The organism is Marinagarivorans sp. (genome assembly GCF_982758155.1).
The window spans coordinates 1-12,189 of sequence record NZ_CEXWTU010000151.1 but is presented as its reverse complement, the minus strand read 5'-3'; the positions used below and the strand labels follow the sequence as shown (position 1 = coordinate 12,189).

Genomic DNA, 12,189 nt, shown 5'->3' with positions numbered 1-12,189 from the left:
CCATAATCACAGGCACAAAACCAATAATTGTGTATTCCATAACAATAACCTCCATGGCGAAAATAACGCCAGCCATAGGGGTATCAAAAGAGGCCGATATAGCGGCAGCAACGCCACAGCCCACTAAAGTATGCCGGCTATTATTGGGCAACTTTAACCAATTGCCGACTTGACTGGCGCAACCCGCGCCCAGATGTACCGCCGGCCCTTCGCGGCCAACCGAAAAACCACTGAGCAAACAAATAACACCGCCCACAAACTGTGTAAACCAGCTTCGTTTGGGCAGCCGCCCCTGAAAATTATGCAGGCGATGCAATACATGTCCAACGCCTACCTGCGAGGCCTCTGGGCCCATTGCACGCAAAAACAACCACAGAAAAAATGCCCCGCCAAAAATCATAAACGTCCGCGTACTAGCCGCTAGCTGCTCAAAGCTCTCGGCGCCATTGGGCATAAACTGCTCTAGCGGCCACTCAATAAACAACCTAAAGCAAACAATGATCAGGCCCGTAAAAAGGCCAATCACCAAGCCTAAAAAGGTAAGCTGCGGTAAAGCATCGATATAAGAAAGGGAATGTCGGAAATGAACAATCGCGCTATTAGCGCGTTGCACCCATTTAGCAAAGGAGTGGGGCATGGTGATATAGCTTTTGTTTTAGGTGAAAGGTCATTACCATACGCAGCGGCGCGCGCATCAACACGTCAGTTTACGCGCAATACGCCTAATAAACAGGCTTAGCACGCAAAATCAGCATCGTTATTCGGTATGCATTACGAATATAAGCTAGTTTAGCGGAATAAACGCACAACGATATGTAAAATTCGACTCCCACAAATACATGAGGTGAACCGTGATTAAAGTAGGTATTGTCGGTGGTACAGGCTACACCGGCGTAGAATTGCTCCGATTATTAACCCTCCATCCCGAAGCTGAAGTGAGCGTAATAACCTCACGCGCTGAAGACGGTCGCGCCGTACCCGAGCTATTCCCAAACCTTCGCGGTCACTACGACAACCTCTATTTTAGCGCCCCAAATAACGAGACCTTACTGGCCTGCGATGTCATCTTTTTTGCAACACCACACGGTGTAGCGCAAGCCTCCGCCGGCGAGCTTTTAGACGGCGGCGCAAAGATTATTGATTTATCCGCCGACTTTCGTATTCGCGATATTGCACTGTGGGAGCAATGGTACAACCAAGATCATGGCGCCAAGAAGTGGGTCGGCGAAGCCGTTTACGGCTTACCTGAATTTAACCGCGAAGCCATTAAAAGTGCACGCCTAATAGCTTGCCCCGGCTGTTACCCCACCGCTATTTTATTGGGCTTTAAACCCTTAATTGAAAAAGGGGTTGTAGACACGCAACACCTTATCGCTAGTGCCGCCAGCGGCGCCAGCGGCGCAGGACGCGGTGCTAAAGTGGGAATGCTACAAGCCGAAGTGTGCGAAAACTTTAAAGCTTACGGCGTTGATGGCCACCGCCACCTACCAGAAATCGAGCAACTATTAACCGACTTCAGTGGCGGCCAAGAAGGCATTAAACTCACTTTCGTCCCTCATCTTATTCCTATGAGCCGCGGCATTCACGCAACACTTTTTGCCACACTCAAAGATAAAAGCACTAACTTGCAGCAACTTTTTGAAGACGCCTATAAAAATGAACCTTTTGTGGACGTACTACCCGCAGGCAGCCTACCCGAAACACGCACAGTGAAAGGCACCAATATCTGCCGCATTGCCGTTCACCAACCCCAAGGTCGGGACACAGCCGTGATCACTGTTGTCGAAGACAACCTCACTAAAGGCTCATCCGGGCAAGCCATTCAAAACATGAACATTATGTTTGGGCTAGATGAAAGTTGCGGCTTACATTTTGCTTCACTGCTGCCATAAAGCGAACAAACTATGGCAACAGTAAAAGCAAGCAAGCAACACCGCATGGTGGTGGTTCGCCACCGCCCCATATTGAAGTGGTCTATTCGCTGCTTTACCGTATTAGCGCTAGCGGCAACAGCCTTCAGCGCCCATCAATACGGCTTCCAGCAAGGTGCCACGAGGCAAGCGTTACTGGAAACAATGCTGGCTGAAAATGTGGCAAAGGTGGATGCCTTAGAAACAAACAACAGTGAATATGCGCAGCAACTGATTAACACCGAAACAGGCGCTGAAGTTGATCGAAAATCCAGTGAAGCAGTCCGGCAAGAGGTTCTAGAGTTAAAAACAGCCTTGCAAAAAACACAGGAAGAAAACAACTTTTATCGCAATATCATGAGTCCAGAAAAAGGCGGTAAAGGGCCTGCAATTGGAGAGTGGGAACTCACCAAAACAGACGCAGAAAATCAATACCAATTTAAGCTAGTGGCCAAGCAGCTCGCCAAGCATACCGACTGGATCAAGGGTCACGTAAGCATCACCATTGAGGGTGAAGAGAATAACAAGGCCACGAGTTACAACTATAGTGATATAGCGGTCAAAGAAAATGCTAACGACTCAAACGACTCAAAGAGTGCAACCAAGCTCAAAGTGAAGTTCAGGTATTTTCAAACACTGACAGGCACTTTTGCCCTACCGAAAAATTTTGTACCAGAGCAGGTCACCGTTCAACTTAATGTGACCGATAAAAAGAACACGACCATCACAAAAAATTACGATTGGTCAGCACACTAGGGGGAATTATGTTCGGATCCAAAAAAGAAGTAGACCACGGCAGCAACCACACTCTGATCTCACGCGGCACTAAAGTCGTTGGCGACATTCATTTTGTTGGCGAGTTACAAATTGAAGGCCAAGTCGTCGGTAATGTTATCGCCGAAGGCGGCAAAGAAGCGCGCCTGGTTATTCACGACAGAGGTAGCGTTGAAGGCGAAGTACGCGTACCCGCAGCCGTAATCAACGGTAAAGTTTGCGGTGACGTTCGCTCAACAGCACACATTGAGCTTGCATCAAAAGCGGTTATCCAAGGCAACGTTTACTACAACATCATCGAGATGGTCAAAGGGTCGCAAGTGAATGGCAGCCTTGTTCATTTTGATGAAAAAGCGGACAACGCTAAGAAAGTTGAGAATATCGCCTCCGCAAAAGCCAAACCAGCACCCTAAGCTAGTAGCTATGGGCTGGCACTTAATGCGCCAGCCTTTTAGCCTTCAGCACTACCACAATTAAGAATACTTGACTAAAACACTCAACTTTACAATAATCGACAACCATCTACAGTTGAGGCCGATATGAGTTCAGCGCAAAGCTATACCCCTACTCCCATTCAAGTCACCGAGAACGCGATCGCCAAAGTCCGCAGCTTGGTTGAAGAGGAAGAAAACCCCAATCTTGTATTGCGTGTTTATGTCACCGGCGGTGGCTGCTCGGGTTTTCAATACGGCTTCAGTTTTGACGAAGATCTCGACGAAGAAGATACGCTTATCGAAAAAGAGGGCGTACGTGTTGTCGTCGACCCAATGAGCTACCCCTATCTGGTTGGCGCTCGCGTCGACTACAAAGAAGGCCTACAAGGCTCCCGCTTTATTGTCGAAAACCCCAACGCTAGCTCTACTTGCGGCTGCGGAGCCTCTTTCTCAGTGTAATAAAGCATCTGTAAAAAAGCCCCCCCCCGTTAGCACGCAGACTAATGGGGATAAAAATTTCCACTACACAGTAAGCATAAAACCTGAAAGCTCAGTATTAACGCACTTCAAACTGCGCTGTAGCGAGCAACTCACCGCCAGCCGTTTTAGCCACAACGCGCCACTGGCCACGCATATTCCGATCAATGTATTTACTCGAAAAATTTCCCGTCGTATCGAACCGTGGGCGAATTTTCACTCTAGCTACACGCTTTTCGTTACGAAACCAATCATAGTGTACCGTTTGCTTTCGCAAGCCTTTAAGCTCGGTAAAGAAATACACCGTTAATAGCTCCCCTTGCGACACCTGCAATACTGCTGGCGCACCCTTCGCAGGCTGCCGCCCTTTCATTTCAGTTGTTAAAGCAGCGCGTAACAAGTGCTCCGAATGTGTTGCTACCGTCGCAGGCACAAGGTCGCTGGCCGCTAACGTCTGTGCAACCTCCACCTTGGCTTCAATAATCTCTAGCGGAGCAACTTCAGCCACTAAAGCCGGCGTAGTCATATCAATATTGCTGGCAACGCCCTGAGACTGAAGCCCTGGCGACATCGTTACAACCGGCACTTCAGCCGGCAAGGGTTTCACCACACCAGCAACAGCAACCGGAACTATCTTCACCGGAGCCACTGGTGCTTCAGCAATAAATTTATCAGCAACCCGTAATTCAGGCGATTTTACCGGCTGAAAAGCCGCATCGTCACTACCAAAGGCTAACAACGCACCCACAATCACTCCGATGAAAACAAGTACACCGATGCCAGCACCCCAAATACGCCCCCAAAGGATCTCTACCTCTTTTTTGACAACGTATTCTTTCTCTTCAGGGATATTGACTCGAATTGATAAGTTTGTCAGTGGTTTTGCCATGAAAAGGAAGCCTGTGTGATATCTCGTTAAACGGCCTTTATCGAAAGGCTGCGCATCGTTCAGTAATGCGATCTTACACCGAAAGCACTATCCCATCACCCTCTCCAGTGCAATCCACGAACAGGCTTCACATTGACGTAAACAAAAAAAGCCCCAGCTAAACACTGGGGCTTTTTTATACCAAGTAAAGAACTGCTTTTACTCTACACGTAACTTTGCAAATTCATCAAAATACGTGGGAAAGGTTTTCGAGGTGCACCTGGGATCGTTAATAGTAATTTCAGCATCACCAAAACTCGCCAACGAAAAACACATTGCCATGCGGTGATCGTCGTAGGTATCAATTGCCGCAGCCGTTAATGCTGAAGGCGGTGTAATGTGAATATAATCTTCGCCCTCGTCGACTATTGCGCCCACCTTACGTAACTCTGTTGCCATCGCATTTAAACGATCGGTTTCTTTTACGCGCCAGTTATAAATATTGCGAATACACGTTGGACCTTTTGCAAATAGTGCGGCTGTAGCTATTGTCATTGCGGCATCAGGTATGTGATTTAAATCGACATCAACACCATTTAATTCGCCGGTCCCGGTTACTTCTATCCAGCAGTCACTGTATTCAACCTTCGCACCCATTTGCTCAAGCACGCGGGCAAATGCCGCATCGCCTTGCACGCTAGCATTGCCAGTACCGTGGACTCTAACGGGTCCACCACCAATCGCAGCAGCGGCTAAAAAGTAAGAGGCCGAAGAGGCATCACCTTCAACCATAATCTCCCCTGCTGCCGTGTACGTTTGACCGCCCTTCACCACGAAGCTTTGATAATTGTTATTAGCGACGTTAATACCAAATTTTGCCATGGTATCTAGAGTAATATCGATATAAGGCTTAGAAACGAGCTCACCTTCAACTTGAATTTCTAAGTCGCTTTTCAATAAAGGGGCAATCATCAGAAGCGCCGTTAAATATTGGCTAGAGATATTACCGCGAATACTCACTTTTCCGCCGGTCAGTGCTTTGCCTTCAATATTTAACGGTGGAAAACCTTCGTCTTTTAGGTAAGTCACCTCTGCACCTAGCTGTGCCATGGCGTCGATCAAATCGCCGATTGGGCGCTCATACATCCTTGGCTCGCCCGTAATTTCAAAACTACCACCACTCAAGCATAAGGCTGCTGTTAGCGGCCTTACCGCCGTCCCAGCATTGCCTAAAAATAACGTGGTCGCGGCATTAACATCAAAAGGACCCGCTAGGCCATTGACCGTACACTCGGTACGATCTTCACTTAAATCGTAGCTTACGCCCAATAGCGTTAAGGCATTCAACATGTGATTAACGTCATCACTGTTCAGCAAGTTGGTGATGCGCGTTTGCCCTTTAGCCAAAGCCGCCAACAAGAGTATGCGGTTAGACAGGCTTTTAGAGCCTGGCAGGGTCACTTCACCGCGTACGGTTTTTAAGGGCTTAAGAGTTAACGATTCCATAATTGATAGGCCATAGCTTAATTCGAGGCGCACATTTTAGGGATCTCACCACTAAAAAGCCACTAACAAGCCCCATCCCGCTCAGCATATAAGCCAGTACCGCATTGCTCTGCACCGTGATAGCCCCCAAAAACCTAGTAAAGATGGCTATTTCGCTGCATTGAAACTCATTGAAAGAAGATGAGACTGTGTGTCCGCATCAGCTCCAGCAGAGAATAAGGGACGAGGAAATAATGCATTATCCACTAATGTTTGCTCTCTACTTCCTCCTCTTCGTTACTTAAAGCGTTACATGCCTCGATAACTGCTCCATGCGTTATCCTAATGACCTATGTCCATATAGGCCCCGGCATGCGCCCCTTTAAGTGCCTCGATGAGAAAGCAGAACTCTGCGCCTAATTGGACAATCTATTATTGCCTCGCCCCTAAACGTCATTCTTCACGATAGTTCATCGGGCTTTGACCGGTTTTTTGCTTGAACGCTTTCGATAAGCTTAAGCCACTACTGTAGCCCACCTGGGCGGCAATAATGTCTAGATTCCAATCCGTTTCACGCAATAGCACCCGTACTCGCTGCATGCGTAAATCAATAACAATTTGCAGCGGTGTCTTGTGATAAACCTGCTGACAATATCGGTGCAGTGTCGGTTGCGAACAATGCAGCTGCTTGGCAAGCTCTGATGCCGTCCAAGGCGAATGCAATTGTTGATTTACCGCCAAAAATAATCGAGCCAGCCTTTCTTTTAACGTATTTACTGGTACTGGCGAGCGCAATGCTGCAAGCAGTAAATGATAAATTTCTCGGGTAATGGCGCTTTTAGTCACCTGTGATATAGGCTCAGCCAAGAGCAAAAGCAGCGGTTTAATAGCTTCGGCAACCCTGGGGTTTTCCGGCAGAGAAGGCAAGTCGTGAAGGAAGGCCCAAGTGGAATCATCCTCTAATATAAACCACAAAAAATGCCAACTTTCAGCCGCGACTTGATAACAGAAAGGTACAAGACTATGCACCACCGCTAGGCTACCAGGACCAAGAGTGTAGCGACCCGCCTCTGTTTTCAAGTCACCTTCGCCAGCCAGCGTCAACACTAGAATATGGTAGCGTTGCTGCTTGCGTGCACAGCGATAAGCATCAGCAACATCCGTTACCCCTGCCACTCGAATCGCATAGTCAGCAAAAGCAGGCGCATATTGCTTAGTAATAATTTGCTCTTTTGAGGCGTCACCCAATAAAAATTCGTCTTGCACCGAATCTCCTTCACTGTAAATTTGAGGACATGATAGCTTTGGACATAGCCTCGACAAACTACACCATAGTACAAATACAACCAACCCGATAAAATGCGCGCCGAATATTCGAAGGGTGCAGCACCTCCAAGGCCACTCTCCCCCAGCAAAGATTTAACGATACCCCACGCATGAGTCAACCTAAAACCGTTATTGAACGCAGCCTTTTTAGCCTAACTTGGCCTATTTTTATCGACACACTGTTTGTGTTTTTGATCAACGTGGTAGATGCCTGGTTTTTAAGCCGCATATCCGATACTGCGGCAGCAGCCGTTGGCGCTGTGCTTCCCATTGCGGCCATGTGTTTTACTTTTTTTATCGCATTAAATACCGCAGGCTGTGCCGTCGCATCGCACCGGCTTGGCGCTAAAGATACCCTCCATCTCGATAAAACCTATGGTGCGGTAATGTGGCTGTGCGCTATAGCCGGCTGCGGTGTGGCCGTCGTACTGCTGAACTTTGCCAGCACCTTTGCCGTCACGATGGGTTTAACCGGCGAGTCCGCAATCTATGGCGCTATCTACCTTAAAACATTGGGGTATGGCATCTTGCTGTTAGCACTACGCTTTGGCGCCAGCGCCATTTTACAATCGCAGGGTAAAACCCAGTGGAACATGATTGCCACCGGCGCAATGACAGTCATTAACATAGTATTCAACACCCTACTCACAGAAGGTAAGCTGGGTTTCCCCGCTTTGGGCGTACAAGGTGTCGCTATTGCCACTTGCTTAGCTTGGGCAACTAACTTAGCCGTATCCATTTGGGCGATCCGCTGGCGCACGCATATCGATGTGAGCTACATAATCTCGATCGCGGAGTTCAAACAATGGTTGCGCCCTATCCTTAAAATTGCGGTGCCCTCAGCCTTAGAGCCTTTGGCTTGGCATGTTAGTCAGCTGGTCATTATCGGAATGGTCGTTAGCCTTGGCGACATCGCGCTGGCCGCTCGGGTTTATGCTTTTAACTTAATATTTCTGGTACTGCTTTTTAGCTCCGCACTAACCGCTGGCGTACAACTTAAAGTAAGCCATCTGTATGGCGCCAAAGATTTTGAAGCCATGCACCGCGAGCTGCACCGCGGCGTGTACATTGGTCTACTTTTGGTGACAGTTATGGTTGCCATACTGTACCTACTGGCCGGTACTTTACTGGGGCTATTTACCAATAACGCTGAAATTATAGCGCTCGGCACTACGGTTATGGGGCTTGCGGTTATTTGCGAAACGGGCCGGCTTTTAAACTTTATTGTCGGGTTCTCGATTAAAACCACAGGTAATCCGCAGTTTATTGCGGTGTTTGGAATTAGCGCAATGTGGCTATTTTCCGTCCCGCTAACATGGCTTTTAGGCATTTATCTGGGCTATGGTTTAATCGGTATATGGCTAGCAATGGGTATTGATGAAGTCTTCCGGGGCAGCGTAGCGCTCTTCTACTGGAATCGCCGCCAACGCCTGCACTATAAGGCCATAGCGGCCGGCTCGCTCTCCCCTATTAAGGCAGCACAAACGGCAACGCCATTACACTCAGCCTAAGAACCACTAAAATATCGGCGTGAATAAGCCCGTAAAACAATGGCATCTAAAAGCACACTAAAGCGCTTTGCTATAGAATAGTCCGCCCTTTTGCTCAGATACGGTTTTACATGCTTTTGCGCCGCGCTACTTATACGTTGAGTCTTATTGCTGTTTTATTCACTACAGGCTGTAATGTTCCGAATTTACAATCACTGACGAAGGGTAATACTCCCGACTCGGCCGAAATTCCTGCAGAGAATACCTTCTTCGCCGACGAAGACCCCTGCTTAGTTTACGACAATCAACTTCAAGCCTTTGATGTTCCAGAACCCATAGAAATATGGCCCCGTATCCGCAACGGTTTCACCTTTCCCGATTACGCTGATGCCCGCATCGCTAAACGCTTAGCCTGGTTCAACAAAAGGCCCAAGCATGTCAGCACCGTTACCCAAAGGGGTGAGCTTTACTTACACTTTATTTTAGAAAAATTGGACGAGCGCGGCCTTCCGCACGAGCTAGCGCTTATTCCCATGATCGAAAGCGGCTTCGATCCTTTTGCATATTCCTACGCTACCGCATCAGGGTTGTGGCAATTTATGCCCTACACAGGTAAACACTTAGGCTTAGAGCAGAACTGGTGGTACGACGGCCGACGTGATGTTACGGCTTCAACAGAGGCCGCACTGACTTACCTTTCAAAATTAAATAAACAATTTGGTGGCGACTGGCTGATAACTTTAGCGGCTTACAACGGCGGCCAAGGCAACGTACGCAAAGCCATTAGGCGCAACAAAAAGAAAGGCAAACCCACCGATTTTTGGTCGCTAGACCTACCCCCTGAAACTGAGCAGTACATCCCTAAAATACTGGCGCTAAAAGAAATTATATTACGGCCCGATATTTACAATGTCTCGCTACCGGCAATAGCCAATGCGCCTTATTTTGCCTTGGCCAATGTGGGCAGCCAGCTCGATTTAGCGCAAGCCGCTAAACTTGCCGATGTGGACATCGACGAAATTTATCAGCTCAATCCGGGATTTAACCGCTGGGCAACCTCCCCCGATGGCCCGCATTATTTAGTGGTACCCGCCACCAAATACGATGGTTTCCTGCAGGCGCTGCAGGCGCTGCCCGCCAGCGAACGTGTTACGTGGGAGCGCTACACGATTAAAGATGGCGACGCGCTAAGTACAATTGCAAAAAAATACCATACCACCACCGATTTACTGCGCGACATTAACCAACTTAAAAATCATAAAATCCGTGCGGGAAAAACCTTGCTCGTCCCGCGCGCCAGTGAAGACAATCAGTTTTATGTCCTGAGTAGTGCCGAGCGGTTAAAAACACGCCAGGCCCGCGGTAAAGGCACGCGCATGGAATATATTGTGCGCAGCGGCGATTCGCTCTGGACTATTGCTCGCCAATATAAAACCTCAAGCGCTCAGCTAGCCATATGGAACAACATGGCGCCGCGAGATACCTTACGCATCGGCCAAAAAATTGTAATTTGGGACAAAACAGGGAAAAGCGCTAACGAGACCCGAAAGATTCGCTACAAGGTCCGCTCCGGCGATTCTCTCGCCCGTATCGCCAATAAATTTGGCGTTACTATTCGCAAACTAGAGCACTGGAACGGCATTAACCGCAAAGATATTTTACGCCCAGGAAAAACATTGACCGTGCATGTGAATGTGGTGGAAACCAGTTCTTAGATGAGACAGCAGTACCTTTATTAGGATTAAACAATCATGATCAAAGCATCGATATATTGTGGCATCACATTAACTGTAGCAATGTTCACTATTGTATTTTTACGTGATAATACAGCTATTGATGTTGATATGGGTCTTGCTTCAGGTGTGTTTTTGGGGGCTTGTTTAATTTGCATTATAGGATTTGTTTTTTGTTTAATACTCCTAGTGCCTTTAGTGCCTTTAGTGCCTTTATTCAAACGCACATCGTTGACATGCTCGCTAATGATATTCTCAATTATTGGTTTTTTTGTTCCTGCTTATTTTTCATATCTGGTAGATACAATACCCTTCCACGGTGAAACTCCGGCGCTTTATCGAGAAGACAATATTCAAACGATAATGAATATTGTCTATGCTGGTATAGCTGGCGCTATCGGTGCAACAAGTGCTTGGTTTAGCCTTAAATGGGATTCTCGAGTTGCCGAGTAAACATACTCAAGCCGACATTTTTTCGGTGAATTATTCGAAATCATTCGAGGACAGGCACTCGACAAACCGTAAGTACTTACGGAGTGATGAGTATTCAGGCTGGCACAGTGCTAGCCTGGCGCCTTGGCTTGCGGTCTTTTTGCAAGGCATGTGACAAGCGCCGGAAGAAGCTTGATGCCTCCTATAAACATTTTTGTTAACTTTGACGATCAAGTATTTTATAAACTTCGTCGTCATTACGCTTACCGATCACAAGTACCAACAACTCTTCACCTTCAACGCGGTAAACAATTCGATACTCACCAACATCAGCGCGACGATTATTATCTTTGCTGCCTTTCAACTGCTTACTGTCGTGAGGCTCAGGGTTATTCAGCAAGGCCAGCGTTGCACCGACCACTTGTTTATACTGCTTAGGCGGTAGGGTTTTAATAAAACGCCCCGCCTGCCTCGAAAGTTTTAACGCTAATGCCATTGCTATAAGCCCAACAACTTACTAGTTTCATCATCACTCATGAAGCCTTCTTTCTCAGCCTCTTGAGCCTTCATATCCCACAGCTTATCTTCAAGCTCCATAAGCTCGTCATAACGGCGCTTGGACATCACAACACTGTTCTCTCGACCAGACTTTTCAATGATGACAGGCTCCAGCTGTGCAGCATCCAGGTACTGCCCCAAACGGTTTTTTAATTCGGTCGCGGTTATATGCATCGCTACATCCTCATTCACTTATGCCCCACAAGGGCGATTTAGCTATTTTAGCCAAAACAGCTAATTTATCAACCCTCATCTGCCTTTTCTTCCTCAAGCTCAGCTAACAACGCCTCTTCGGTAGCTTCCGGCTCAGCTTCTGCTTGCCGCTCTCGATGCATGGTCGGATGGGTCATTTCGTGGATTTTCTTGAGCTTCACGATGCTCACATGGGTGTAGATTTCGGTGGTTAAGATGCTCGCGTGCCCTAGCATCTGCTGGATAAAACGAATATCCGCGCCGTTATCCAGCATCAAGGTAGCCACCGTGTGGCGGAACAAATGGCAGCTTCCGCTTTTGCCGATGTCGGCTTGTTTGATGTATTTCGTCACCAAGCGGCTAAGGCGGGCGGGTGTGAGCGGCTGGCCGTTTTTCTCAAGGAATACGTTTTGTGGATCGGGCTCGATGGCAAAGCCGATGCGCACTTCATCGAGGTATTTTGTGATCCATTGTGTGGCTCTGTCGTTAATCGGTACGAAGCGGTCTTTT

Annotated in this window: 14 protein-coding genes; 7 read left to right on the top strand and 7 right to left on the bottom strand. The window is 47.8% G+C overall.

Translation table 11 applies throughout. The features are described 5' to 3' along the window. Positions 1-637 (bottom strand): chloride channel protein (locus AC3A8L_RS14765; protein ID WP_487963035.1); only part of this gene is annotated, 637 nt, incomplete at its 3' end. Positions 638-851: 214 nt separating this feature from the next. Here AC3A8L_RS14765 and argC point away from each other — a divergent pair. The 4 genes from argC to erpA all read left to right on the top strand — a co-directional run bounded on the left by argC (position 852) and on the right by erpA (position 3,577). Continuing rightward, on the top strand, positions 852-1,892 hold the full coding sequence (argC, locus tag AC3A8L_RS14760; protein ID WP_487963034.1) for an N-acetyl-gamma-glutamyl-phosphate reductase: 1,041 nt from the start codon (positions 852-854) through the stop codon (positions 1,890-1,892). A gap of 12 nt (positions 1,893-1,904) precedes the next feature. After that, complete coding sequence (locus AC3A8L_RS14755) at positions 1,905-2,666, top strand: DUF6776 family protein (RefSeq protein ID WP_487963033.1); 762 nt, start codon at positions 1,905-1,907, stop codon at positions 2,664-2,666. A gap of 8 nt (positions 2,667-2,674) precedes the next feature. Further along, positions 2,675-3,097 carry a bactofilin family protein gene (locus AC3A8L_RS14750; protein WP_487963032.1) on the top strand — a complete coding sequence of 141 codons (423 nt, stop codon included), beginning with the start codon at positions 2,675-2,677 and terminating at the stop codon, positions 3,095-3,097. Positions 3,098-3,223: 126 nt separating this feature from the next. Continuing rightward, positions 3,224-3,577 carry an iron-sulfur cluster insertion protein ErpA gene (gene erpA, locus AC3A8L_RS14745; protein ID WP_487963031.1) on the top strand — a complete coding sequence of 118 codons (354 nt, stop codon included), beginning with the start codon at positions 3,224-3,226 and terminating at the stop codon, positions 3,575-3,577. A gap of 97 nt (positions 3,578-3,674) precedes the next feature. Here erpA and AC3A8L_RS14740 read toward each other — a convergent pair whose 3' ends face one another. From AC3A8L_RS14740 to AC3A8L_RS14730, 3 genes are all read right to left on the bottom strand, one after another. Next, positions 3,675-4,484: a DUF2914 domain-containing protein gene (locus AC3A8L_RS14740; RefSeq protein WP_487963030.1), complete on the bottom strand. Its 810-nt coding sequence runs from the start codon at positions 4,482-4,484 to the stop codon at positions 3,675-3,677. Positions 4,485-4,682: 198 nt separating this feature from the next. Further along, a complete protein-coding gene (aroA, locus tag AC3A8L_RS14735; protein WP_487963029.1) occupies positions 4,683-5,969 on the bottom strand; it encodes a 3-phosphoshikimate 1-carboxyvinyltransferase in 1,287 nt (428 codons plus the stop codon). Positions 5,970-6,401: 432 nt separating this feature from the next. Continuing rightward, positions 6,402-7,214 (bottom strand): helix-turn-helix transcriptional regulator, encoded by an 813-nt coding sequence (locus AC3A8L_RS14730; RefSeq protein WP_487963028.1) that lies wholly within the window; start codon positions 7,212-7,214, stop codon positions 6,402-6,404. 170 nt (positions 7,215-7,384) lie between these two features. Here AC3A8L_RS14730 and AC3A8L_RS14725 point away from each other — a divergent pair, with 170 nt between their 5' ends. The 3 genes from AC3A8L_RS14725 (at position 7,385) to AC3A8L_RS14715 (ending at position 10,950) form a co-directional block, all read left to right on the top strand. Beyond that, positions 7,385-8,785: an MATE family efflux transporter gene (locus AC3A8L_RS14725; RefSeq protein ID WP_487963027.1), complete on the top strand. Its 1,401-nt coding sequence runs from the start codon at positions 7,385-7,387 to the stop codon at positions 8,783-8,785. A 110-nt stretch (positions 8,786-8,895) separates the two neighbouring features. Continuing rightward, entirely contained in the window at positions 8,896-10,479 is a 1,584-nt protein-coding gene (locus tag AC3A8L_RS14720) for a LysM peptidoglycan-binding domain-containing protein (RefSeq protein WP_487963026.1), read from the top strand. Positions 10,480-10,515: 36 nt separating this feature from the next. Further along, positions 10,516-10,950, top strand: a complete 435-nt coding sequence (locus AC3A8L_RS14715; protein WP_487963025.1) for a hypothetical protein — start codon at positions 10,516-10,518, stop codon at positions 10,948-10,950. A gap of 196 nt (positions 10,951-11,146) precedes the next feature. Here AC3A8L_RS14715 and AC3A8L_RS14710 read toward each other — a convergent pair whose 3' ends face one another. The 3 genes from AC3A8L_RS14710 to AC3A8L_RS14700 all read right to left on the bottom strand — a co-directional run. Further along, on the bottom strand, positions 11,147-11,425 hold the full coding sequence (locus AC3A8L_RS14710; RefSeq protein ID WP_487963024.1) for a type II toxin-antitoxin system RelE family toxin: 279 nt from the start codon (positions 11,423-11,425) through the stop codon (positions 11,147-11,149). 2 nt (positions 11,426-11,427) lie between these two features. After that, a complete protein-coding gene (locus tag AC3A8L_RS14705; protein ID WP_054114280.1) occupies positions 11,428-11,661 on the bottom strand; it encodes a type II toxin-antitoxin system Phd/YefM family antitoxin in 234 nt (77 codons plus the stop codon). Positions 11,662-11,729: 68 nt separating this feature from the next. Next, positions 11,730-12,189: tyrosine-type recombinase/integrase (locus AC3A8L_RS14700; protein ID WP_487963023.1), on the bottom strand; the 460-nt coding region annotated here is incomplete at its 5' end.